This window comes from Ornithinimicrobium carbonis (assembly GCF_050703245.1).
Classification (GTDB): domain Bacteria; phylum Actinomycetota; class Actinomycetes; order Actinomycetales; family Dermatophilaceae; genus Ornithinicoccus.
The window spans coordinates 1,009,077-1,033,146 of record NZ_CP192647.1 but is presented as its reverse complement, the minus strand read 5'-3'; the positions used below and the strand labels follow the sequence as shown (position 1 = coordinate 1,033,146).

At 72.2% G+C, this 24,070-nt stretch carries 17 protein-coding genes and 1 pseudogene; 6 read left to right on the top strand and 12 right to left on the bottom strand.

Annotated features, from left to right (window positions below):
• Positions 1 to 171: 171 nt before the first annotated feature.
• Complete coding sequence (locus ACQ95T_RS05280) at positions 172 to 1,383, bottom strand: amidohydrolase (RefSeq protein ID WP_431473607.1); 1,212 nt, start codon at positions 1,381 to 1,383, stop codon at positions 172 to 174.
• Between the two features lie 308 nt (positions 1,384 to 1,691).
• Between ACQ95T_RS05280 and ACQ95T_RS05275 the strand changes: the two genes are divergently transcribed.
• Positions 1,692 to 1,940, top strand: coding sequence for a WhiB family transcriptional regulator (locus ACQ95T_RS05275; RefSeq protein ID WP_431473606.1), 249 nt, complete (start codon positions 1,692 to 1,694; stop codon positions 1,938 to 1,940).
• Positions 1,941 to 2,118: 178 nt separating this feature from the next.
• Here the strand turns inward: ACQ95T_RS05275 and ACQ95T_RS05270 are convergent, their stop codons facing one another.
• From ACQ95T_RS05270 to ACQ95T_RS05260, 3 genes and pseudogenes are all read right to left on the bottom strand, one after another.
• Positions 2,119 to 3,651 (bottom strand): sensor histidine kinase, encoded by a 1,533-nt coding sequence (locus ACQ95T_RS05270; RefSeq protein WP_425939950.1) that lies wholly within the window; start codon positions 3,649 to 3,651, stop codon positions 2,119 to 2,121.
• A gap of 132 nt (positions 3,652 to 3,783) precedes the next feature.
• Entirely contained in the window at positions 3,784 to 8,277 is a 4,494-nt protein-coding gene (locus ACQ95T_RS05265; protein WP_431473605.1) for an NAD-glutamate dehydrogenase, read from the bottom strand.
• A gap of 61 nt (positions 8,278 to 8,338) precedes the next feature.
• A pseudogene (locus tag ACQ95T_RS05260) lies at positions 8,339 to 8,575 on the bottom strand (hypothetical protein); the annotation flags it as partial.
• Between the two features lie 137 nt (positions 8,576 to 8,712).
• Here ACQ95T_RS05260 and ACQ95T_RS05255 point away from each other — a divergent pair.
• The gene (locus ACQ95T_RS05255) at positions 8,713 to 9,210 is read left to right on the top strand and encodes a hypothetical protein (RefSeq protein ID WP_425939946.1); all 498 of its coding nucleotides are present in this window, start codon (positions 8,713 to 8,715) and stop codon (positions 9,208 to 9,210) included.
• 5 nt (positions 9,211 to 9,215) lie between these two features.
• On the top strand, positions 9,216 to 9,722 hold the full coding sequence (locus tag ACQ95T_RS05250; RefSeq protein WP_425939944.1) for a DUF2505 domain-containing protein: 507 nt from the start codon (positions 9,216 to 9,218) through the stop codon (positions 9,720 to 9,722).
• Between the two features lie 132 nt (positions 9,723 to 9,854).
• Here the strand turns inward: ACQ95T_RS05250 and pruA are convergent, their stop codons facing one another.
• The 4 genes from pruA to ACQ95T_RS05230 all read right to left on the bottom strand — a co-directional run bounded on the left by pruA (position 9,855) and on the right by ACQ95T_RS05230 (position 14,467).
• Entirely contained in the window at positions 9,855 to 11,483 is a 1,629-nt protein-coding gene (gene pruA, locus ACQ95T_RS05245) for an L-glutamate gamma-semialdehyde dehydrogenase (RefSeq protein ID WP_425939942.1), read from the bottom strand.
• A gap of 77 nt (positions 11,484 to 11,560) precedes the next feature.
• Positions 11,561 to 12,028, bottom strand: coding sequence for a DUF6912 family protein (locus ACQ95T_RS05240; protein WP_425939940.1), 468 nt, complete (start codon positions 12,026 to 12,028; stop codon positions 11,561 to 11,563).
• Between the two features lie 76 nt (positions 12,029 to 12,104).
• Complete coding sequence (locus tag ACQ95T_RS05235; RefSeq protein ID WP_431473604.1) at positions 12,105 to 12,914, bottom strand: AAA family ATPase; 810 nt, start codon at positions 12,912 to 12,914, stop codon at positions 12,105 to 12,107.
• Positions 12,875 to 14,467 carry a hypothetical protein gene (locus ACQ95T_RS05230; protein WP_431473603.1) on the bottom strand — a complete coding sequence of 531 codons (1,593 nt, stop codon included), beginning with the start codon at positions 14,465 to 14,467 and terminating at the stop codon, positions 12,875 to 12,877. Before ACQ95T_RS05230 ends, ACQ95T_RS05235 begins: the two co-directional genes overlap by 40 nt.
• A gap of 145 nt (positions 14,468 to 14,612) precedes the next feature.
• On the opposite strand from ACQ95T_RS05230, the gene ACQ95T_RS05225 reads away from it, so the two are divergent.
• Positions 14,613 to 14,831: a helix-turn-helix domain-containing protein gene (locus ACQ95T_RS05225; protein ID WP_425939935.1), complete on the top strand. Its 219-nt coding sequence runs from the start codon at positions 14,613 to 14,615 to the stop codon at positions 14,829 to 14,831.
• A 13-nt stretch (positions 14,832 to 14,844) separates the two neighbouring features.
• Here ACQ95T_RS05225 and ACQ95T_RS05220 read toward each other — a convergent pair whose 3' ends face one another.
• On the bottom strand, positions 14,845 to 15,405 hold the full coding sequence (locus ACQ95T_RS05220; RefSeq protein ID WP_425939933.1) for a hypothetical protein: 561 nt from the start codon (positions 15,403 to 15,405) through the stop codon (positions 14,845 to 14,847).
• A gap of 184 nt (positions 15,406 to 15,589) precedes the next feature.
• Between ACQ95T_RS05220 and ACQ95T_RS05215 the strand changes: the two genes are divergently transcribed.
• The gene (locus ACQ95T_RS05215) at positions 15,590 to 16,540 is read left to right on the top strand and encodes a LysM peptidoglycan-binding domain-containing protein (protein WP_425939931.1); all 951 of its coding nucleotides are present in this window, start codon (positions 15,590 to 15,592) and stop codon (positions 16,538 to 16,540) included.
• Positions 16,537 to 17,088 (top strand): Rv3235 family protein, encoded by a 552-nt coding sequence (locus tag ACQ95T_RS05210; RefSeq protein WP_425939929.1) that lies wholly within the window; start codon positions 16,537 to 16,539, stop codon positions 17,086 to 17,088. Before ACQ95T_RS05215 ends, ACQ95T_RS05210 begins: the two co-directional genes overlap by 4 nt.
• A gap of 27 nt (positions 17,089 to 17,115) precedes the next feature.
• On the opposite strand, the gene secA is transcribed toward ACQ95T_RS05210, so the two are convergent.
• The 3 genes from secA to ACQ95T_RS05195 all read right to left on the bottom strand — a co-directional run bounded on the left by secA (position 17,116) and on the right by ACQ95T_RS05195 (position 23,960).
• Entirely contained in the window at positions 17,116 to 19,842 is a 2,727-nt protein-coding gene (gene secA, locus ACQ95T_RS05205; protein WP_425939928.1) for a preprotein translocase subunit SecA, read from the bottom strand.
• Between the two features lie 93 nt (positions 19,843 to 19,935).
• Complete coding sequence (locus ACQ95T_RS05200) at positions 19,936 to 22,638, bottom strand: ExeM/NucH family extracellular endonuclease (RefSeq protein ID WP_425939926.1); 2,703 nt, start codon at positions 22,636 to 22,638, stop codon at positions 19,936 to 19,938.
• Between the two features lie 62 nt (positions 22,639 to 22,700).
• Entirely contained in the window at positions 22,701 to 23,960 is a 1,260-nt protein-coding gene (locus tag ACQ95T_RS05195; protein ID WP_431473602.1) for a winged helix-turn-helix domain-containing protein, read from the bottom strand.
• Positions 23,961 to 24,070: the final 110 nt, after the last annotated feature.

Here is a 24,070-nt window from a genome sequence, read left to right as displayed (position 1 = left end):
CGCTCAGCACGACGCCCCGGCATGACGGCTCGTCCGTCCCGGCGTGTCGCGCACCGTGCCGTGTCCGCTGCGGCGAGTCGCGTGCCAGGACGCGGATGGTGCACAGCGCGGTCCCCCCGGTGGCGGCCCAGCACAGCCACCGGGGGTGCCCACGGCGCCAGGTGACGGCCGTCAGCCGCGCGGACGCACCGTCCCTGCGCCCGATTCGGCGTCCCAGGAGTAGACCTCGGTCCCGTCGACCCAGGTGCGCAACACCCGTGACTGAAGGTCGAGCGGATCCCCGGACCACAGCACGACGTCGCCGTCCTTGCCCACGTCGAGGGAGCCGACCCGGTCGTCGACGCCCAGCACCCTCGCCGGGTTGAGCGTCACCGCGCGCAGCAGCGCCGCGTGGCGGCCCATCCCCTCACGCACGGCGAGCGCGACCTGGGTGATGAGGTACTCGATCGGCACGACCGGGTGGTCGGTGATGATCGACACCGGCACCCCCGCACGGTCCAGGATCCCCGGTGCGGCCAAGGAGCGCTCACGCACCTCGACCTTGGACCGGCTGACGATGAGCGGGCCGTAGAGCACCGGCACCTGCCGCTCGGCGAGCACGTCGGCGAGCAGGTAGGACTCGGTGCCGTGGTCCAGCACGAGCTCGTAGCCGAACTCGTCGGCCAGGCGCAGCGCGGTCGCGATGTCGTCGGCGCGGTGGCAGTGCTGGCGCCACGGGATCTCGCGGTCGAGCACCGCCACGAGGATCTCGCTCACCAGGTCGGTGTCGACCGGCTTGCCGTCCGCGGCGTCCCTGCGGGCCCGGTAGGAACGGGCCGCCTCGAAGGCCGTCCGCAGCACCAGCGCGACGCCCAGCCGCGTCGAAGGCGTCTTCTTCTGCTCGCCGTAGACCCGCTTGGGGTTCTCCCCCAGGGCCGACTTCACCCCGGCGGGGTTGCGCAGCACCATCTCGTCGACGTAGCGCCCGTAGGTCTTCAGCGCCACCGCCTGGCCGCCGATCGGATTGCCCGAACCGGGGTTGACGTTGACGGTCGTCACCCCGCCCATGAGCGCGTCGTCGAAGCCCTGCTCGCGGGGGTTGATCGCGTCGATGGCCCGCGCTGCGGCCATGACCGGGTCGGTCATCTCGTTGGTGTCCTGCCCGGCCCAGCCCTCGCCCTCCTCCCACACGCCGAGGTGGACGTGGGCGTCGACGAGCCCCGGCAGAAGCCAGCCGCCGGCCGCGTCGACGACCTCGGCGTCCCCGGGGACGGGCACCTGCTCCCGGGTGCCGACCGCCTCGATGCGGCCCTCGCGCAGCAGCACGACGCCGTCCTCCACGGGGTCGGCGGAGACGGGGACGACACGGGCCCCCACGATGGCGAGCGGGTGGTCCTGGGGCATGTGCACGACTCCTGATCATGGTCGGGACGGGGCCTGCCCAGCCTACGCAGCGGGCTCCTGGGTGTGAGGGACGCCTCACCCCTGCAGGGGAACGAACCTGGACCAGACCCTTGTGCGGGCGCTGATACCTCTGGGAGTATGGGAACACTGTGCTCGACCACGGCGTTGGCACGGTCAGACGCGACGTGGGCCCTCCCGGGTGCGCTCGCAGGCAAGAGATACGCAGCAGTATCGTCCCTTGACCGGCGAGGCCCGAGCCGGTCCGGGGCGAGACCTTTGCACCGACGGCGACCCAAGGAGCACGACTGATGGACTGGCGCGATCGCGCAGCCTGCCTGGACGAAGACCCGGAGCTGTTCTTCCCGATCGGCAACACCGGTCCTGCGCTGCAGCAGATCGAGGGGGCCAAGGCCGTGTGCCGGACCTGCCCGGTCATCGACACCTGCCTGAAGTGGGCCCTGGAGACCGGCCAGGACGCCGGCGTGTGGGGCGGCCTCTCCGAGGACGAGCGCCGCGCACTCAAGCGGCGCAAGGCCCGCGCCCGCCGCGCCGGCTGAGCCGGCCCCTCCGGCGTAGCCGACCCCTGCGGGTCGAACCCCCGGACCTAGCACTCCCAGGCCGCGGGCACCGGCCACTCAGGCCGCGACACCTCAAGCACCGGCCACTCAGGCCGCGACCCTTCAAGGCCCTTCAAGCACCGACCACTCAAACCGCGACCCTTCAAGCGCCGACCCCTCAGGCCGCGGGAGCACTCCTCAGCCGCACAGTGAACCGGACGACGGTCCCGTGCGGCTCCGCGCTCTCCCAGGCGATCGTGCCGCGCAGGTCCGTGATGAGGGCCTGGACGATCTGCATCCCGAGCCCCGGGCCGCCGGGCCCGACCTCATCGGGTGTCAGGCCCGCCCCGTTGTCCGAGACGGTGACCTCGACGATCTCCCCCGGTCCCGTCACCTGGGCCCGTCGCCGGGCCTCGACCACGACCCGGGGGCGGGCGACCTCGGCCGGGGCCTGCTCCGCCGGGGCGTCGCGGTGCTCCTCGAAGCCGTGCTCGACCGCGTTGTGCACCAGCTCGGCCAGCACCATCGCCAGGTGGGTCGCGTCTTCGGCGAGCAGCGATCCGAAGGTGCCCCTCAGCTCGGTGGCCACGACCGTGCGGGTCGCGGCGACCTCCACGGTGGCCCGCAGGATGCGGGTGGCGACCTCGTCGAAGTCCACCTGTTCGGAGAACCCCTGGCTCAGCGTGTCGTGCACGAGGGCCACGGTGGACAACCGACGGCCGGCCTCCGCGAGCGCCTCCCGGGCGGCGGGGTCGTCCAGCCTGCGGGACTGGATGCGCAGGAGCGCGGCGACCGTCTGGAGGTTGTTCTTCACCCGGTGGTGGATCTCGCGGATGGTGGCGTCCTTGCTGATCAGCTCGCGCTCCCGCCGGCGCAGCTCGGAGACGTCGCGCAGCAGCAGCAGCGCGCCCAGCCGGGTGCCGCCCCGGGTGAGCGGCACCGCCCGCAGGGTCAGGTTGATCCCCGAGGTCTCGATCTCGGTCCCCCACGGTGCCCGGCCCGTCAGGACCAGCGGCACCGTCTCGTCCATGTGCGTGCCCTCGACCAGCCGGTCGGTGACGATCCGGGACAGGTCGGCGCCGTTCACCTGGTCGGTGTGCCCCAGCCGGCGCAGCGCCGAGACCGCGTTGGGGCTGGCGTAGTCGATGAGACCGTCGGCAGTGAGCCGGACCACCCCGTCCCCCACCCGGGGCGTGCCCCGACCCACGCCCGTGGCGCCACCCTCCACCGGGAAGGCACCCTCGGCGATCATGCTGAACAGCTGCTGGCTGATCTGCAGGTAGTTGACCTCCAGACCACCCTGCTGGCGCATGTTCTGCAGGTCGGTATGCCGCACGAGCACGGCGATGGTGCGCCCCCGGCGCACGACCGGGACATACTGCTCCCGCACGTAGCCCATCTCGTCGGGCGTCACCGCCCGGCCGGAGGTCAGCACCTGGGTGAGCCAGCGCTGCCGCTCGGCCGTCGGGGGCTGTCCGATCACGTCGTCGTGGTAGAAGTTCGGCCCGGTGGTCGGGCGCGCGTGCGCCGCGAGGAACCACGGGGACAGGTAGGGGTCGTCGTGGTCGTCCAGCTCGACCGGGATCCACAGCGTGAGGTCCGCGAACGACAGGTCGGCCACCATCTGCCAGTCTCCGACCAGCCGGTGCAGCCAGTCGACGTCGGCGTCGGACATCGAGGCGCGGGAGAGCGTGTCGCGCAGCGTGGGCACGTGCGCACCCTACCGCCGCGCAGACCCCGGCCAGCGCCGGACCCCGGCCGGCCCGGGCGCCCCGACCCGGCACCGGGCACCCCCGGCTCCGCCCGTGGGCCGGAGCCGCGGGCGCCCGTCGGGCGTCCCTCGTCAGTCGGTCGCCGACCCCTGCCGGACCAGGCCGCGCAGCGTGCGCAGCGCGACGGACAGGGGCGCCAGGTCGGGCTGGTCCATCTCCCCGACGGTCCGCAGCACCTGGCTGGTGCGCACGAGGGCGTCGCGGTGCTCGGCCATCCACTCCTCGACCCGCTCGACGGAGTCCGACCCGGGGGTCGTCCGTTCCGCCACCGTGCGCGACAGCCCGCGCATGACTCCGTAGATGTCGTCGCGCATGGCCCCGCGGGCCAGCGAGGACCAGCGGTCGATCCGGGGCAGGTTGGAGACGTGGGTGAGCAGGTCGTCGAGGCGGAAGGCCTCGGAGACCCCGAAGTAGATCTCGGCGATCTCCCGCACGTCCCTGTCCATGTCCATCGCCAGCTCGGTGACGTCCAGCAGCGAGTAGCTGTCCAGCAACGAGGCGTAGGCGTGGGCGAGCTCCTGCGGGACTCCGCGCTTGGTGGCCCAGTCCACCCGCTCCTGCCACCGGTCGCGCTCGGTGCCCTGCAGCAGCTCGTCCATCACCGGCACGAGCGACTGGACCGGGCCGGCGAAGTGCTCGATCTCCTGCTCCATCCGGCTGCTCAGCGACCGGTTGTTGAGGAACCAGCGCACGCCACGGTCGATGAGGCGCCGGAACTCCAGGTAGAGCTCGGTCTGGGTGTCGGTGTCGACCTGGTTGTCCATCTCCTCGACCTGGGCCATGAAGGCGTTCATGTCGAAGACGGCGCGGACGACGTGGAAGGCGCGGGCGATCTGGGTCAGGGTGGCCCCGGTCTCGTCGGCGGCGCGGTAGGCGAAGCTGACCCCTCCCCGGTTGACCATCGCGTTGGCGATCTCGTTGACGACGATCTGGCGGCGCAGCGGGTGGGCCTGCAGCCGGTCCCCGGCCACCTCCTGAAGCGGGCCGGGGAAGTAACCCAGCAGGGTCCCGGTCAGCGCCGGGTCGTCGGGCAGCTCGCTGTCGTTGAGGGCGTCCTTCAGGCCCAGCTTGGCGTAGGCCACGAGCACCGAGAACTCGGGACTGGTCAGGCCCAGTCCCTCCCGCTCCCGGCGGGACCACTCCTTGCGCCCGGGCAGAAACTCCAGGGCAGGGTCCAGACCGGCGGTCTCCTGCAGGTAGCCGATCAGCCGCTGGTGGACCGGAGCCATCACCTCACGCTGGCTGCGGCCGTTGCCGATGAGCACGTTCTGCTCGTAGTTGTGCCGCAGCACCTTGGCCGCGACCTCCTCGGTCATCGACTCCAGCAGCGTGTTGCGCTCCTCCAGCGTCATCGACCCGTCGGCGACCATGGGGGTCAGCGCGATCTTGATGTTGACCTCGTGGTCGGAGCTGTCGACACCGGCGGAGTTGTCGATGGCGTCGGTGTTGATGTGCACGCCGTGCAGCGCGGCCTCGATCCGGCCCAGCTGGCTCATCCCGAGGTTGCCGCCCTCACCGACGACCCGCACCCGAAGGTCCTGGCCGTCGACCCGGATGGCGTCGTTGGCCCGGTCGCCGATGTCGGCATGGCTCTCGGTCGAGGCCTTGACGTAGGTGCCGATGCCCCCGTTCCAGAGCAGGTCGGCCGGGGCCGCGAGGATGGCACGGAGCAGCTCGTGCGGAGTCAGGCTGGACGTCCCCTCGGGCAGCCCGAGGCGCTCGCGCACCTGCTCGCTGACCGGGACCGACTTGGCCGTCCGGGGGTAGATCCCGCCACCCTCGCTCAGCAGGCTGGTGTCGTAGTCCTCCCAGCTCGACCGCGGCAGCTCGAAGAGCCGGCGGCGCTCGGCGAAGGAGCTCGCCGCGTCGGGGTCGGGGTCCAGGAAGATGTGCCGGTGGTCGAAGGCGGCGACCAGCCGGATGTGCTCGGAGAGCAGCATCCCGTTGCCGAACACGTCGCCGCCCATGTCGCCGATCCCGACGGCGGTGAAGTCCTCGGTCTGGGTGTCCAGGCCCAGCTCGCGGAAGTGCCGCTTGACCGACTCCCAGGCGCCGCGGGCGGTGATGCCCATCTCCTTGTGGTCGTACCCGGCCGAGCCGCCCGAGGCGAAGGCGTCGTCCAGCCAGAAGCCGTACTCGCGGGCGACGGAGTTGGCCAGGTCCGAGAACGTCGCGGTCCCCTTGTCCGCGGCCACGACGAGGTAGGGGTCGTCCTGGTCGTAGCGCAGCACCCGGTCGGGTGCCACGACCTCATCCCCCTCGCGGTTGTCGGTGATGTCCAGCAGGCCCGAGATGAACGTGGTGTAGGCGGCCTTGCCCTCGGCCAGCCAGGCCTCGCGGTCCGCTGAGGGGTCCGGCAGCTGCTTGGCGAAGAACGCCCCCTTGGACCCGGTCGGCACGATGACGGCGTTCTTGACCATCTGCGCCTTCACCAGCCCCAGCACCTCGGTGCGGAAGTCCTCGCGACGGTCCGACCAGCGCAGACCGCCGCGCGCGACGGCCCCGAAGCGCAGGTGGGCACCCTCCACGCGGGGGGCGTAGACCCAGATCTCGAACGCCGGCCGGGGCTCGGGAAGCAGGGGCAGCTCACGGGGCAGCAGCTTGACCGAGACGCGTGCCTTGGGCTGGCCGTCCTCGTCCCGCTGGTAGAAGTTGGTGCGGACCGCGGCCCCGACGACGGCGACGAGGGCGCGCAGGATGCGGTCCTGGTCCAGGCTGGAGACGTCGTCCAGCTCCTCCACGATCCGGGTCTGCAGCTCCTCGACCCTGGACGCCCGCTCCTCCTCCCCGAGGTCGGCGTCGGGGTCGAACCGGGCGGCGAAGAGGTCGATGAGCAGCCCGGCGACCACCGGGTTCGCCACGAGGGCCTCCTCGATGTAGTCCAGGCTGAACGCACCGACCTGGCGCAGGTAGCGCACCAGCGTGCGCAGGATCACCACCTGGCGCCAGTCGAGACCGGCGGTCAGCACGAGGGAGTTGAGCTGGTCGGACTCGGCCGCCCCGCTCCATACCGCGGTGAACGCGTCCTCGAACGCGGCGGCGACCTCGTCCTCCGACCGTCCTCCGCGCCCGGTCCACACCTCCTCCGAGGGTGCGCGCAGACCGAAGTCGTAGACGTAGCTCGTCGTGATCTTGGGTCCGTCGAGGACGTAGGGCCGCTGGATGGTGACCTCCAGCCCGAGGTCGGCAAACACCGGCAGCACGTCGGTCAGCGACATCTCCTCGGTGCGGTAGACCTTCATCCGCCGCTCCTGGGCGTCGTCCTCGCTCTCGCGGTACAGGTGCGGACGGACCGAGACCGAGGAGTCCGCCAGCTCCGCGAGCCGCGCGATGTCGAAGTAGGCGGCCCGCCCGTCGAAGTCCTCCTTGTAGGCCTCGGGAAAGGCGCCGGCGAAGTGGGCGACCAGGTCGCCGACGGTGCTCTCGTCGTCGACGTTCTCGGTGACCGCGTCGGTGAGGCTCTCGGTCCAGGTCCGGGTCGCCGCCACGAGCTGACGCTGCAGCTCCTCGGGCGCGACCTCGGGGGCCGGACGGTCCTTGGGCAGCCGGATCATGAAGTGCAGCTGGGCCAGCGGCCCGTCGCCGACACGGGTGGCGTAGTCGGACATCTCCCCGCCGTAGGTCTTCTCCAGCAGTCGCTGCACCTTGAGCCGGTTGGCCGTGTTGTAGCGGTCGCGCGGCAGGTAGACGAGCGCGCTGACGAAGCGTCCGAACTCGTCGCGGCGGACGTAGGCCTTGGCCTCGGGACGCTCCAGCAGCCGCAGCACGTCCTCGGAGGTCTCCCGCAGGTAGTCCTCGGGAGCCTGGAAGAGCTCGTCGCGCGGGTAGCCCTCGAGCACCCCGAGCAGGTCCTTGCCGGAGTGGCTGTCGGGCGCGTAGCCGCTGGCCTCCAGGATCCGCTTGACCTTGGGGGCGGCGATCGGCAGGCGGGTGGTCGACTCGGCGTAGGCGCTCTGGGTGAACAGCCCCAGGAAGCGCTGCTCACCGACGACGCGCCCCTGGTCGTCGAACCGCCGGATGCCGATGTAGTCCAGGGGCACCGACCGGTGCACGGTGGCGCGGGTGTTGGCCTTGGTGATCGTCAGCAGCCGCGGCTCACGGGCGGTCGCGGCGGCCTCCGGCCGCAGCTGGCTCATCGTCGCCTCGGCCCCTGGGCGGTCCCGCAGGATCCCCAGTCCGCTGCCCGGCACGGACCGCAGGTATGCCGCGTCCTCCTCCTCGACGAGGTCGTAGGCGCGGTAGCCCAAGTAGGTGAAGTGGTGGTCGTCGAGCCAGCTGAGGAAGTCCACGGTCGGTCGCACGGTGTCCTGGTCGACCGTGCGGGGCGGGGAGATCTCCAGCTCGGCGATGATCGCCCGGGCGCGCTGGCGCATGTGGCCCCAGTCCTCGTAGGCCTTGCGCACGTCCACCAGGACGCTGCGCAGATCTTCCTGGAGCGCTCTGCGCTCCTCCTCCTCCGGCACCCGGTCGACCTCGACGAGGATCCAGGACTCGGCCCGCTGCCCCGGCCCGGCGTCCCGCAGGTCGAGGTCCAGGACCGAGGCGTCCTCCTCCGAGACCACCATCTGGGGGGTGGAAGAGCTGGTGGACCCCGAGCCCGTGACGACTGATCTCCCCCAGGACGGAGTCGACGAGGAAGGGCATGTCGTCGTTGACGACCTCGACGAAGGTGTGCCGGCTGCTCCACCCGTCGGTCTCCGGAGAGGGGTTGAACACGCGCACGGCCGCCTCTCCGTCCGGGCGTCCCGCGCTCAGTGCGGCGACCGACCGGGCCGCGGCGGCCAGCTGGTCGGGGGACCGCGTCGCGGTCGCGTCGGGGGCGTGGTGGTAGAACCGGTCGGTCAGCGTGTCCGAGGACGACATCTGCTCAAGCACTCCTTGGTCGCTCAGCCTTCGCGCACGGCGGTGTGCGCCCACGGCCACCCTACCCCCGGCAGCGAGGGCGGCTCCCTGGGGACGACGCGCCCGCGGGAGGGCACCCGGCCCCTACAGTGGCCCCCATGCCCCGTCGGACCACCGGACGGTCGCCGCAGCCCGCCGACCCCGACCTTCTTCCCGTGGACGAGGGCCGGAGCGAGGCGGTGCTGCTCGCCGTGGACGACCTGCAGACCGCCACCGCCGACCTGGGCTGGCCGGAGGCCACCGGTCTGTGCGACGGGCTGGTGGACGCGCTGGCCCACCTGCTCGTCGACCTGGCCGACGGCGCCGCGCACCCCTCTCCCCGACCGACGGTCGTGGGGGCGATCGGAGGGTCGCCCCGCCCGGTCGACCACGCCGCCTGCCGGGCCGCGGCCGCCTCGCTCCGCCGGGTGGCTCCCACCTTCGAGGGGTCGCCGGCTCCCTGGGCCGGCGGGGCGGGCTCGGTGTGCACCGAGCTCGCCGAACTGGTGGACCAGGTCGCCGACCTGGACCGCACCGGTCGGCTCACGCTCGCCCACAAGGGCGTGGTGCTGCGCCGGCTGCACGCGCTGCAGCGTCGGTTGCAGGGTCTAGGTTGAGCGGTATGAGGATCACCGAGACCGTCGTGCACCCCGCCGATCCCCGTCGCACCTTCGAGATGCTGTGCGACCGCGGCTACCAGGACCTGCGGGCCGAGCGCTCAGGAGCCCTGGACCAGACCGTCACGGTGGAGCAGGACGGGGAGGCGACCGTGGTCACCACCCGTCGCCACCTGCCCACCGGTGACCTGCCCGACATGGTCCGCCCCTTCGTCGGGCCACAGCTGCTCGTCGTGGAGACCGTGCGCTGGGGCGCCGCCGACGCGGACGGGGAGCGGGAGGGGGCGATGTCCTTGGAGATGCCCGGCCTGCCGGTCCACTTCATCGGCGGCGTGCACCTGCGCCGTGGCGAGGCCGAGGGGACGACCGACCACGTCGTCGACGGCGACCTGGAGGCCAACGTGCCCTTCCTCGGCCGCAGGATCGAGGCCGCGGTGGCCCCCCAGATCAGCGACGTGGTGCGCCTGGAGGAGCAGGTCGCCCGGGAGTGGCTGGCGGCCGACGCGGGGTGAGGGCTCAGCCCCTGTGCGGGTAGCGGTGGCGACGCGGGGTGAGGGCTCAGCCCCTGTGCGGGCAGCGGTGGCCGACGCGGGGTGAGGGCTCAGCCCCTGTGCGGGTAGCGGTGGCCGACGCGGGGTGAGGGCTCAGCCCATGTGCGGGTAGCGGTGGTCGCTGGGCGGCGCGAACGTCTCCTTGATCACGCGGGTGCTGATCCAGCGCTGCAGGTTGGCGGCCGAGCCGGCCTTGTCGTTGGTGCCCGACCCGCGCGCCCCGCCGAAGGGCTGCTGGCCGACCACGGCGCCGGTGGGCTTGTCGTTGATGTAGAAGTTGCCCGCCGCGAAGCGCAGCCGGCGGGTCACCTCCGCGACGGCGGCCCGGTCCTGGGAGATCACTCCGCCGGTGAGGGCGTACTCGGCCACCGACTCCATCTGGGTCAGCATGCTGTCCCAGTCCTCGTCGCGGTAGACGTGTACGGACAGGATGGGTCCGAAGTACTCGGTGGTGAGCATCTCGTGCTCCGGGTCGTCCACGACGACGATGGTGGGCCGGACGAAGTACCCCACCTCGTCGTCACACGTGCCGCCGGCGACGACCTCGACACGGTCGTCGGCGTGCGCCGCCTCGAGCACCTTGCGGTGCTTGGCGAAGGCACGGTCGTCGATGACGGCGCCCATGAAGTTGGACAGGTCGCGCACGTCGCCGACGGGCAGGGACTCGGTGGTCTGCACCAGGTCGTCCCGCAGCCGCTCCCACACCGAGGCGGGGATGTAGGCGCGGGAGGCGGCCGAGCACTTCTGCCCCTGGTACTCGAACGCGCCGCGCACGAGGGCGGTCCGCAGGACCTCGACGTCGGCGCTGGGGTGGGCCACGACGAAGTCCTTGCCCCCGGTCTCCCCCACGACGCGCGGGTAGGAGCGGTAGGTGGACAGGTTGTCGCCCACCTGCTTCCAGAGGCTGTTGAACACCGCCGTCGAACCGGTGAAGTGGATCCCGGCGAGGTCGCGGTGGTTCAGCACGACGTCCGAGACCGCCGGGCCGTGACCGGTCACCATGTTGAGCACCCCGTCGGGCATCCCGGCGGCGGCGAACAGGCCCATGAGCTCGTGGGCGGCGCGCGTCTGCGTGGTCGCCGGCTTCCAGACCACGGTGTTGCCCATGAGGGCCGGCGCGGTCGGCAGGTTGCCCGCGATCGCCGTGAAGTTGAACGGGGTCACCGCGTAGACGAACCCCTCGAGCGGACGCTGGTCGATCCTGTTCCAGGTGCCGCGCGAGCTCGTGACCGGCTGCTCGGCCAGCAGCTGACGGGCAAAGTGCACGTTGAAGCGCAGGAAGTCGGCCAGCTCGCAGGCAGAGTCGATCTCGGCCTGGTGGGCGGTCTTGCTCTGCCCCAGCATGGTGGCCGCGTTGACGCGGGCCCGCCAGGGTCCGGCGAGCAGGTCGGCGGCCTTGAGCATCACCGAGGCGCGGTCGGTGAAGTCCAGCTCCCGCCACGGGGCGGCCGCGGCCAGGGCGGCGTCGACCGCGGCGGCCGCGTCCTTCTCGGTGGCGTCGTGCAGGGTCCCCAGCACCTCACCGTGGGCGTGCGGCTGCACCACGTCGATCGCCTGGCCCTCGCCGGTGACGGCCCGGCCGCCGATGACGTGCGGCAGGTCCACGGGGGTGGAGGCCATCCTGGCCAGCTCCACCTCCAGCTCGGCGCGCTCCGGGCTTCCGGGCGCGTAGGTCAGGACGGGCTCGTTGACCGGGTCGGGCACGTTGATGATGGCATCCATGGTGGGTGTCCTCGCTCTCGTCGGCGGGCGGTCGGGCGTCGTCGGCGACGCCGTGCTGCCCGGGGCTGGTCGACGCCTCAGTCGGCGTCAGGGGCGTCGTCGGGGACCGGCGCGCACGCCCGCGCCAGCTCGACGACGTGGGCGATCTCGGTCGTGTCGTACCAGGACAGCTCGAGCTCCTCGTCCTGGTCCTGCAGGGCGGCCGGATCGCCGGTGACCACGTCGTCGCCCAGATGCAGGGCCGCGACCCGGGGCAGGTCGACGTCGCCCACCTGGACCCGGGCACCGTCCGGCGCGGTGGCGTCCACCTGGTCGGCGGTGAGGTCGACCGCCGCCACGACGACGGGAGAACCGCCGTCGCGCACCGCACGAGCCGCCTCCTGGAGAGCGGCGTACTCCCACTCCTCCTGGTCGCCCGAGGTGTCCGCCTCACGGACCGGCCCGGTGACGGCATACCCCGGTCGCGGACCGGACAGGCGCCGGTCGGTGTGGAGCCGGGCGAGCTCGTCGGCGTCGAGCGGAACGTAGCAGCGCACCGTGGTCATGCGGTCTCCCTTCCGCGCACGCAGCGGCGCGCGCCCTCCCATCGTGTCAGACGGCCCTGGGCGGCGCCGAGTCCGGTCAGGCGGGCGCCAGCCGCCGGCCCAGCCAGCTGCGGGTGCGCAGGGACGCACGCTCGCGCCGGCTCTGGGGCTCGCGTCCGGCCACCGTGTCCGCCAGCTCGACCAGGGCGGTCCGGGCCGCGCTGCGCGGACGTACCTCGGCGAGCACGCGACCGTGCAGCAGGGCGGCGTCGAGCGCGTCCTGGTCCTCCGGGACCAGGTGCACGGGCCCGGTGCCCGCGAACCGGGCCAGGGTCTCCTGGATGCGGCGACCGGGGTCGGGACCGACCGGGCCGGGGCGCACGCGGGTGACCACGACCGACCGCGGCGCCACCGTACGCGTGGCGAGCTCGTCCAGTCCCCGGACCAGGCGCTGCAGCCCGACGGGGTCGCCGGTGCCCACGACCACCACCCGGTCGGCCGTCTCGAGGGCGGTCAGCGCGGCGCCGTTGCGGCGCGGTGCGAGGGTGTCGAAGGAGAGCTCCTCGTCCTGCTCCAGCGGCGGGGCGACGTCCACCACCGTCCAGCGCGCCAGCCGGCGGCACTGCTCCAGGACGTCCGCGAGGGCCACGTCGCGCAGCTCGGGCCACCGGTCGGCCCGAGGAAGGCCGGTCAGGAGCCGCAGCCCGGGACGTACCTCCGGGGCGAGGCGGGCCAGCACGTCCCGGTCGAGATTCCCCTGGTCCGCAGCTCGAGCGGCGGCGGCCACGCCCGGCACCTCGTCCAGGACGGCCAGGAGCTGGGCCTGACTGGCGCCGTAGGTGTCCGCGTCGACGAGGACGACGGGGGTCAACGGGTCACCCAGCTCGGCGGCCAGGTTGGCCGCCACCGTCGACCGGCCGCTGCTGCCGACCGGGCCCCAGACGACGACGATCTCGCCCTCCTCGTGCCCGTCCGCGTCTTCGCCCCCGGGCCTGTCCGCGTCCTCGTCCTCGCCCCCGGGCCCGTCCTCCTCCCCGTTCTCGTCCCCGAACCCTCCCTGGAGGCCTGACCCCACGGACCCGGGAGGCAGGTCCTGCTCGTCCCGACGTGCGTCGCCCTGCGGCCACCCGAGCAGGGGGGTCTCGTCCCTCTCGTCCTGCGGGTCGTGCCCCACGGTCTCCGTCCCACGGGCGGGCTGTCCGGCTGGTGGAGGCCCCGGCGCTCCGGGTGCCGCCGGACCCGACGCTGCGGCGGCGTCCGTCCCAGCACCGTCGTCGTCCGCGCGGCGTCGTGGCGCGCGGCGTCGTGGCGCGCGGCGTCGTGGCGCGCGGCGTCGTGGCGCGCGGCGTCGTGGCGCGCGGCGTCGTTCCCGGCGGACGCGGAAGTCCTGGAACGCGCCGGTGTCCCGGAGGACCGGCCCTCCTCGGGGCTGAGCAGCTGCGCCACGGCCCGGTCCAGCTCGGCGACCGCGGCGTCCGCGGGAGCGGTGACGCGAACGCCCCACCGTCGCAGGAGGCGCTCGGCGGCCTCGTCACCCGGAGGGTGGACGCCGAGCACGAGGACGTCCTGCGCGGCCAGCGTGTCGATGACCGGCCGGTCCAGGCCCCGCAGGTCGCTGGAGACGACCACGACCCGACCCACACCGGCCGAGACCACCCCCACCAGCTCGGCGACGTCGGCGCAGCGCCGGACCACCCGGACGTGCGCGGACCGGGACAAGGCCCCGGCCAGTCCCACCTCCCACCGGGGGGCGACCGCGGTCACCAGGGGCTGGGTCACCCCCTGCTCCGAGGTGGCCCGGGGAGCCGGGACGAGCGTCGTGCGCGACCCCTGGTCGACGGCGGCGATCAGCTCCCCCACCCGGTCGGCAGGGACGACCACCTGCACCGCGGTCCGGCCCACCCCGGCACCCAGGCCCGAGCTCGCGGCGGGCACGTGGTCCACGACCGCCCCCGCCAGGAGCCGCTCCGGGTCCAGGTACTCCTCCCCCACGGCGTCGGGGTCTCGTCGGCTGACCCAGACGTCGACGACGGTGCCCGTGGTCAGGGTCCTGGCCGCGGCCACGTCGACCGGCACGCTCACGGTCTTGTCGAGGGCCTGCCGGGCGGTTCCCAGCGCCGCGGCGGGCACGAGCTCCCCGGCCTGCACCTGACGCAGCAGGTGGGTGCCGGGCTGCAGCGGGGCGGAGCCGTCGACGTAGCGGCCGAGGTGATCCTCCATGCGCACCGGCACCGCGACGACGTCGTCCGCGCGCACGGCCTGACCGGGCAGCAGGTCGCGGGTGGCGGCATACACCGGGGTGGTGTCGTCGAGGGAGGCGAAGAGCCGGACCCCGCCCGCCACGGAGAGCAGGACGAGCAGGACCCCGACCACCAGACGCAGGTCGCGCCAGCCGGGACGCTCCAGGCGGCGCACCCGCCGAGGCTCGGCCGGATCGGCGACCGGCGTGGTCTTGGGCATGACGGGGTTCCCCTTCTGCGACGTGCTGCGGCGGCGTCCCACGGTACCCAGCCCGGGGACGCGGCAGCCATTGTTGTCCACAGGGCGGTCAAGGGTGGGCCAGGGAACCGTAAAATCTCGGTCAAGACCGACGAAAGGACCCTTCGTGGCCACCCCCCGCTTCCTGACCCTCACCGACGTCGCCGAGACCCTCAACGTCTCGCTGTCGCAGGTGAAGGCACTGGTGCGCTCGGGCGAGCTGGCCGGCATCAAGCTGGGCGGGCGCGGGGTGTGGCGGGTGGAGAACACCGAGCTGGAGGCCTACATCCAGCGGATGTACGACCAGACCCGCGACGCGATCCGGCAGGGGACCGTCGACCAGTGAGGACCGGTCGGGGTCACAGCCGACGGACGAGGGCGAGCGCGGCGTAGGGGACGCTGAGGACACCGCGGGCGGCCGACGGCCGCCGGGGTTCGTCGTCGGCGTGCCGGGTCAGGTCGCAGTGGTCGGCGAGCACCCGGTCCAGGGTGCCCGTCACGTGGTCGCCGTCGACGTCGTGCAACCGGACGACCGCCCGGTCGCGGCTGACCGCCCGCAGCGCGTGGCGCAGCCCGAACCGCCGGCTCCCGACCGCCTCGCCCACGTCCGCCCGGCGCGTCAGACCCTCCACGGCGGTGACCGCCGCCGTCGGCACGATCAGCTCCTGCCCCGGCTGCTGTCCTCCTCCCTGCCCCAGCAGGAGCCAGTCGGTCCCCACGTCCCGCAGGCGCGCCTCGAGCCATCCGCAGCCGCGCACCCGCAGCCGGAGCGGCTCCTCGGTCCCCGCCACGAGCCGGTCGGTGAGCCGCACCCGCCCACGCTCGGCACGCACGTGCTCGGCCGTCTCGGCCGCCAGCTCCTGACGCTCCATCAGCTCGAGCTGTGCCCCGAGGTCCTCGAACAGGTCGTCCCACCGCATGGCTGCATCGTGCCAGCCAGGGGCGGCTTCCCGGTCGTGGCGTCCCCAGAAGCGGTCGCCCTCCTCCGAGGGCAGACGCGTCGTCCACAGGTCCGGCGGCTCACCGATTGCGATCTTCGTCGTGCACCTCTATCGTTCTCAACCAGACGCAAACGTCCGCAAACAGATACATGCAGGAGGATCGATGAACGCACAGCGGCGGGCCGCCGTCCTGGGGGCGGTGGGCACGGGGGCGACGACGGCGCTGACGGGGTGGCTGGTCAGGGCATCGGTCGACCAGTGGCCGGGTCCGGGCCAGGTCCCCCTGGACGGAGCGGTGGGTTTCGTGGCCACGGCCACCGCGGCCGCGCTGTCCTCCTGGGCGGTCGTCGTCCTGGCCGCGGCCACCGTCCCGCTGCTCGGTGGCCCCCTGAAGCCCGAGCGGGACGGAAGCGGCATACCGGTCCCGCGAGGTGGGCACGTGCTGTCGGATACCACGGCCGCGCGTCCCAGCCCGGGCACCGGCGGCCCGGTGTCCCGGGTGACGGCCGTCCTGCTGGCCGCCGCCACGATCAGCCTCGGCCCGTCGGCCGCGCAGGCCACCCCGGACGGGCCCCCGACGGGCCAGGTGCGCCACGAGCCGACCGGCACCGCGCAGCCTTACCCCATGGACGCGTCGGGAGGAGGGAGGACGACGACGTCGGTCTCCACCGCGAACCCGCCTCTCAGCGCGGATTCGGAGGCCGCCGGAGCAGACGCGGAGGCGGCCGGACCAGACGCGGAGGCCGCCGTACCAGACGCGGAGGAGGGCGTGCCAGACGTGGCGGCGGTGCCCGTCCCGGGGTGGACCCCGACCCCGGAGCCGTCCAGGACCAACGGCGGCTCGGGCGCGGGCTCCGCCAGCGTGGACCTTGTCACGACGTCTCCGGCGCGCACCGCTGCCGCTCCCGGCCCGGGCCGGGAGCAGGTGGTGGTCCACCGGGGCGACTCGCTCTGGTCGATCGCCGCCCGCCATCTGGGGGTGCACGCCACCGACGCCGACGTCGCCGAGGCGTGGCCACGCTGGTACGACACCAACCGCGAGGTGGTCGGGGACGACCCGGACCACCTGCTCCCCGGCCAGGTCCTGGTCGTTCCGGCAGGGGCCGGTCGATGAGCGCCGCGGCCGCCCGGTCCGCCGCCGCCGCCAGGACGCAGGCGCCCAGGGTGCTGCGGGTACTGCCGGCGCCGTCCATCGAGCCCGCCGCGGACGGACAGGACTGGGACAGCCCTCCGGAACCGGCCTCCGCGCCCCGCTACGTGCAGGGCTGCCTGGCCGTGGACCTGCGCCATCAGCACGACGACAGCTTCTTCGGTCCCCAGGCGACCTCGACCCCGGACCTGCCCGAGGCGGGTCAGTGGGCCGGGCGGATGATCAGGGCGGTGCTGGAGGCCTACGAGGGCAGCCGCTCCCCCGACCAGCTGAGCAGATGGGTTGTGCCGGAGATCCGGGAGCGGGCCCAGCGGCGGGGGCTGCTAGCGCGACGGCGCGGCCGACGCACCGGTCGGCCTCCGGTCGTCCGCACCCTGCGGACGAGCTTTCCGGCGGACGGCGTCTGCGAGGTGGCGGCGGTCGTGCAGGCCGACGGCAGGGTCCGCGCGCTGGCGATGCGGATGAGCGGTGTCGACGGCCGGTGGCTGATCACCGCCTGGGAACTGGGCTGATCAGCCGCACCCACCCCCACCGGCTGGTCAGCGGGCGCGCTGGGCCCGACGACGCTGGGCGCGGTTGCTCCCGCCCTGATCGGCGTCCCCGGCCGCGGCCGGCTGCGCCGGCGCGCCATCGGGGTGGCTGCCGTCGGGACGCACCCGCCGGGCCTCGGCCGACCCGTCCTCGGTCGGAGCGACGAAGGTCAGCTGCTCCTGCGGCCGGGGTGCCACGGGCTCGGTGGGCTTGACCTCGGCGTGGAAGAGGAAGCGGACGGCCTCCTCCTTGATCGCCTCCATCATCGCCTGGAAGAGCTGGTACCCCTCGCGCTGGTACTCCACCAGGGGCTCGCGCTGAGCCATAGCCCGCAGACCGATTCCCTCCTTGAGGTAGTCCATCTCGTAGAGGTGCTCGCGCCACTTGCGGTCCAGCACCTGCAGCAGGACCCGCCGCTCGACATCACGCATCAGCTCGGGTCCGACCGCGTCCTCGCGCTGGTCGTAGGCGTGCTGCGCGTCCGAGGTGAGCTGCTCGACCAGCAGGTCGGCGCTCACGGCGTTGCGTCCGCCGGCGGCCGCGACGACCTCGTCCACGGTGATCTGGACCGGGTAGAGCCGCCCGAGGTCCTCCCACAGGGACTCGAGGTCGATGCCGTCGGCCAGACCCAGACCGGCCGCGGAGCGCACGTAGTCGGCGACGACGTCGTTGACGAAGTGACGCACCTGCTCGTGCAGGTCCTGCCCCTCCAGCACGCTGCGGCGCTCGGCGTAGATGACCTCGCGCTGCCGGTTGAGGACGTCGTCGTACTTCAGGACGTTCTTGCGGGTCTCGAAGTGCTGGGCCTCGACCTGCGACTGGGCGCTGGCGATGGAGCGGGAGACCAGCTTGGACTCGATGGGGACGTCGTCGGACACCCCCGTGCTGGACATGACGCGGTCGACCATGCCCGCGTTGAACATGCGCATGAGGTCGTCCTGCAGGGACAGGTAGAACCGGCTCTCACCGGGGTCGCCCTGGCGTCCCGCACGGCCGCGCAGCTGGTTGTCGATCCGCCGGGACTCGTGCCGCTCGGTGCCGAGCACGTACAGGCCGCCGAGGTCGGTCACCTCATCGTGCTCGCTGGCGACGGCGGCCTCGGCCTCGGCGAGGGTCTTGTCCCACGCCGCCTCGTACTCCTCGGGCGTCTCGTGCGGGTCCAGCCCCCGCGCAGACAGCGCGGACACGGCCCGGAACTCGGGGTTGCCGCCCAGCATGATGTCCGTGCCTCGGCCGGCCATGTTGGTGGACACGGTCACCGCCGCCTTGCGCCCGGCCTCGGCGACGATGGAGGCCTCCCGCTCGTGATGCTTGGCGTTCAGCACCTCGTGCCGCACCCCCTGGCGGCGCAGCTGCTCGGAGAGGTACTCCGACTTGGCGACCGAGGTCGTGCCGACGAGGACCGGCTGGCCACGGCGGTGCCGCTCCACGATGTCGTCGACGACGGCCTTGAACTTGGCCTCCTCGGTCCGGTAGACCAGGTCGGGCTGGTCCTTGCGGATCATCGGGCGGTTGGTGGGGATGGACAGGACCCCCACCTTGTAGATCGAGTGCAGCTCGGCCGCCTCGGTCTGGGCGGTGCCCGTCATGCCCGAGATCTTGTCGTACATCCGGAAGTAGTTCTGCAGCGTCACCGTGGCCAGTGTCTGGTTCTCGTTCTTGATGTCCACCCCCTCCTTGGCCTCGATCGCCTGGTGCATCCCCTCGTTGTAGCGGCGGCCGGGAAGGATGCGGCCGGTGTGCTCGTCGACGATCATGACCTGGCCGTCCATGACGACGTAGTCCTTGTCGCGCGAGAACAGCTCCTTGGCCTTGATCGCGTTGTTCAGGTAGCCGATCAACGGCGTGTTGGCCGACTCGTAGAGGTTGTCGATGCCCAGGTAGTCCTCGACCTTGGCGATCCCCTGCTCCAGGACGCCGACGGTCTTCTTCTTCTCATCGACCTCGTAGTCGCCCCAGGCCTCGATCCCGCGCATCTGGTCACCGGCCTCGCCCCGCTCGAGCCGGCCGACGAGCTTGGAGAACTCCGTGTACCACTTGGTCGCGGCGTCGGCCGGACCGGAGATGATGAGCGGGGTCCTCGCCTCGTCGATGAGGATCGAGTCGACCTCGTCGACGATCGCGTAGTGGTGCTCGCGCTGCACCAGGTCGGCCAGCGACCACGCCATGTTGTCGCGCAGGTAGTCGAAGCCGAACTCGTTGTTGGTGCCGTAGGTGATGTCCATCGCGTACTGCTCCCGGCGTTGCGCCGGGGTCATCGAGGACAGGATGCAGCCGGTCTCCAGGCCGAGGGCACGGTGGACGCGGCCCATCAGCTCGGACTGGTACTGCGCCAGGTAGTCGTTGGTCGTGATGACGTGCACGCCCTTGCCGGTCAGGGCGTTGAGGTAGCAGGGCAGAGTCGCCACCAGCGTCTTGCCCTCACCGGTGCGCATCTCGGCGACGTTGCCCTGGTGCAGGGCGGCCCCACCCATGATCTGCACGTCGAAGTGCCGCTTGCCGATGGTGCGCTTGGACGCCTCCCGGACGGCGGCGAACGCCTCGGGCAGTAGCCGGTCCAGGGACTCCCCGTCGGCCAGCCGCGCCTTGAACTTGTCGGTCTCCTCGCGCAGCTCGGCGTCGGTCAGTCCCTCGAAGTCCTCCTCGAGCGCGTTGACCTGCTTGGCGATGGTCTCCAGCCGGCGCAACGCGGTCTTCTCACCGGCGCGCAGCATCTTCTCGAACAGTTTCGGCACCTCCCTAGGCTAACCGCCCGGACAGCGGACGGGGTGCAGGGAACCGTGGTCCCCTGCACCCCGTGCGAGATGCCTACCGTTCAGCGGTCAGGCTCAGCGCCCTCCGGGCTTGCCCGGCTTGCCGGGTTTGCCGGGCCTGTCCTTGTCGAGCCCATTGCCCTTGCCCGGCTTGGCCACCTCGACCGTGACGCTGGTCGTCGTCGAGTTGCCGGCCGCGTCGGTCGCCTCGTAGGTCAGGGTGTAGGTCGCCCCGAGCACCGCCTGGACGCGGAACTTGTGGTCGTCCACCACCTTGATCTTGCCGCCGTCGGCCTCGGCACCAACCAGGGAGACCGTGGGCTCCTGACCGGAGTCGTCGGTCGCCATCACCACGGTGGTGAGGTTGCGCCACTTGTTGTTGGGCGGCCAGACGTGCGGCGGCTCGACGACCACCTCGAGCTCGGGCGCCACCGTGTCGGGGTCCTCGACCGTGAGGTCCAGGCCGACGATCACCGGGTCGTGGTCGCTCGAGCGGTAGGGGTTCTTCTCGAAGAACTCTGACTGCGGCGCCTTCTTGAAGTCCAGGTCGTAATCGAGGACATCCGGCTCGTCGGCATTGATCGCCCAGGTGGTGGCGTCGACGACATGCCCCGCCAGGGCCTCGTTGGCCAGGGCGTAGTCGAGGTAGCCGAGCATCCCGTCGAAGACGTAGGTGTAGGCGTACTCGCCCTCCTCCTGCAGCAGCAGGTCGGTGTACCCGGCCTCCCGCAGCACGTCGATCGGGTCCTCCTTGTCGTAGGAGTTCAGGTCGCCGATGATCAGCACGTTCTCGGTACCAGTCATCGTCGGGTCGCCCGCGGCCCACTCGGCGAGCGCTTCGGCGGCCGCCGTGCGGACACCGTTGCAGTTGCCCTGCCCGTCCGGGTCGGTGGGGTCACCGTCGGCCTCGCAGCTGGAACCCTTGGACTTGAGGTGGTTGTTGATGACCGTGACCGAACCACCGGTCGCCAGGTCCTCGAAGGTCTGCGCCAGCGCGGGGCGGTTGTACTCGTCCGCGAACCGCTCGTCGACGCCCGAGTGCAACAGGGCGAAGTTGCCCACCGGCGCGACCTCGCCGACCTGGTAGATGAACGCTGTCGTGATCTCGTCGGACCCGACGACACCTGTCTCGACCTCTGCCCACCGGGTCTCACCGGCCCCCTCGTTCAGGGCCTCGACCAGGGTGGTGAGCGCAACACCGTTGTTCTCGATCTCGATGAGCCCGACGACGTCGGTGTCGAGCTCGTTGATGGCGGCCACGATCTTGGCCTCCTGACGCTCGAACTCCTCGGGCGTGTCAGCACCGCGGCTGCCGAGCGTCGTGAAGTAGTTGAGCACGTTGAACGCGGCCACCGTCGTGGTGCCACCGAGCTCGGGGGCGTCCGGGCGGGGGTTGGTGACCGTGTGGTCGGCAGGTGCCGTCGGCTGCACCCTCCACTGGCTGAAGCGGTAGTCCAGCACTCCGGTCACATCGGTCACGACGTCACCGCCGCGGAAACGGTTCGCCAGGGTGAAGGCCTCACCGTTCGGGTGACGCAGGACCGTCGGGTTCTGTACGTTCAGGCCGTCGTCGAGCGTGATCCGGTGCGTCGTGTTGTGCTCGGCGAGAGCGACTGCGTCCGACGAGCCCGGCTCGAACACCGCAGTCGGCTGGAACTGGCGGAGGGACGCTTCACCGACACCGAGCACCATCTCACCGAAACGGTCGTAGTTGAAGTACTCGAGGATGAAGAGGTCATCGGGATAGGTGACCAGCATGCTCTCGTAGGCCTCATGGTCGTCGGTCGGTAGAGACACTTCGACCGGGTCGGGGATCTCGCCGTCGGACGAGCACACCTCAGTGGTGACTCCGGTGAGCTGGGTCTGGCCCCGGAACTCCCCCGCCGTACCGTGGAGGGCCACCACGTCTCCGACAACGACGTCCGCGCCACCCGGAGCGTGGACGAAGATGCCGTCAGAGGTCGCCCGGTCGCGATCACCGGAGTCCTGGACGAAGAAGCCGTCGAAGGCGTCGAGGTACTCCCCGACGACCGTCCCGCGGACGGTCACGTTCTGGCCGGCCAGCGGCGTTGCCTCACCGGAGCCCTGCACCTCGCCGATCGGGGTCGAGATCACCTCGCAGACGTCGACCGGATCACCCGGGCCACCCGGGCCACCAGCGCCGCACGACGTGGTGTGCGCACCCAGCCCGTCGAAGGTGTCCGTGTCGAAGCCGTCCCACTCCAGGACGGGGTCGAAGACATCGCCAGGATTGGTGTCGCCGGCGCACACGTCCGCCTTGCGGCGCAGCGTGTTGTCGGCGGTGGACACCAGACCGTCGCCCCACTGGGATCCCGGGTCGACGCCGACCTGACCGATCGCGTCGACGACCACTCCCGCCCTCGCCAGGGTGAGGGCGTCGTCGCCATTGAACAGGCCGGCACCGCTCGTCAGATCTGCCTGAGCCAGAATCGCGGGATCTGCGCTGCTGTGTGCCAGTACGTACACGTCCCCGGGCGCGAGGGCGCCCTGCAGAGCAAACGTCAGTCCAGCGTCAACGCTGCCGTTGCTGAACTGTTGGACGGCGTAGTCCGCCAGGTCGATCGTGGCAGAGGTGCCGTTGTAGATCTCCAGGGCCTTGTTGAAGCTCGACCCTTCGACGTACTCGCTGATGATGAGGTCGTCCAGGGTCGTCGGGTCGTCGTCCGCGGTGGCTGCTGCGGGAACCAGGAGGCTGGCCAGGAGCGCCGTCGCTCCGGTCGCCGCCACGGCCCGCCGTCGACGGGGGAGTTGCGTCATCGCAGGGTCCTTCGTGTCTCAGGGGGTGGGCTGGGTGCTAGGGGGGTGCACCGTCTCGGACCCTAGGACGGTTCGGCGCCGAGCGGGTGTCGAAACGACGACCTCGAGGAGGACGGTCGGTCACGATTGGGCAAAGTCGACCCGGTCAGGTCGAGCCAGCCCGCCATCCGCGTCAGCTCCTCCTCCAGGGCCCGCCCGGCGGCGACCGGGTCCACCCCCGGCTCCCAGTGGACCGAACGGACGAGGAGGCGTCCGCTGGCCCGGTCGGCCTTGAGGTCGACCCGACCCACGAGCTGCTCGTCGAGCAGGAAGGGCAGCACGTAGTAGCCGTGCACCCGCAGGTGCGCCGGCACGTAGATCTCCAGCCGGTAGCGCATCCCCCACAGCGCCTCCGTGCGCTCCCGCTGCCAGACCAGGGAGTCGAACGGGCTCAGCAACGCGGCCCCGGGGACGCGGCGCGGCGCGCGCGCCGACGGGTCACGCCATACCGCCTGGTCCCAGCCGCGCACCTGCACCCGCTCGACCAGGCCCCGGCCCTCCAGGAGCGCGAGCCCGGCGTCCACCCGCGGCCCCCGCAGCCGGACGTAGTCGGCCAGGCAGCGCCGGCTGCCGAGCCCGTGGGCCCGCAGGGACAGGTGCAGCAGCTCGGCGAACGCCTCCTGGGGGTCCTGCTCGGCCAGCTCGTCGCGGCGTCGCACGAGGTCCGGTCCGAGCACGTCGACCGGGTCGGCGTACCGGCGCTCGAACGAGGAGGTCCGCCCGGCGGAGGTGATGCGTCCGGACCAGAACAGCAGCTCCAGGGCCTTCTTCACGGCCGACCAGTTCCACCCCCAGCCCTCCCCCGTGCGGGCGGCGCCGTGCGGCAGGTGCGCCTCGACCTCTCGCGAGGTCAGCGGACCCTGCTCCCGCACCGTCTCCAGGACGGCCTCGACCAGACCGGGGTGGCTCGCGGCGATCGAGCGGCTCCAGGCGCGCTCCTCCGCCTCGGCCATCCGGAAGGCCAGCAGCGGCCACGTGGGCAGCGGCACGAGCGAGGCCTCGTGCGCCCAGTACTCCACCAGCCGGGGAGGGCGGCTCCCCGGCCCGCCGTCACGGGCCCGGTCGAGCAGACCCCGGTCGTAGGGCCCGAGCCGCGAGAAGAACGGCAGGTACTGGCTGCGCACCAGCACGTTGACGCTGTCGATCTGGACGAGCCCCACCCGGTCGACCACCCGCTGCACGTGCCGCATCGTCGTCCGTGCCGGCCGGGGGTCGGCGAAGCCCTGCGCCGCCAGCGCGGTGCGGCGCGCCTGTTCGCGGCTGATCGTGGGGACCCGGCTCATCCCGCCCACTGTGCCAGAACCGGCGGACAGACCCGTCGGGTCCGGGAGCGACGTCGAGGACGGCCGCGGGACCCGACGGACACCCGGTGCGGGGCCCGCCACCGGTGGTG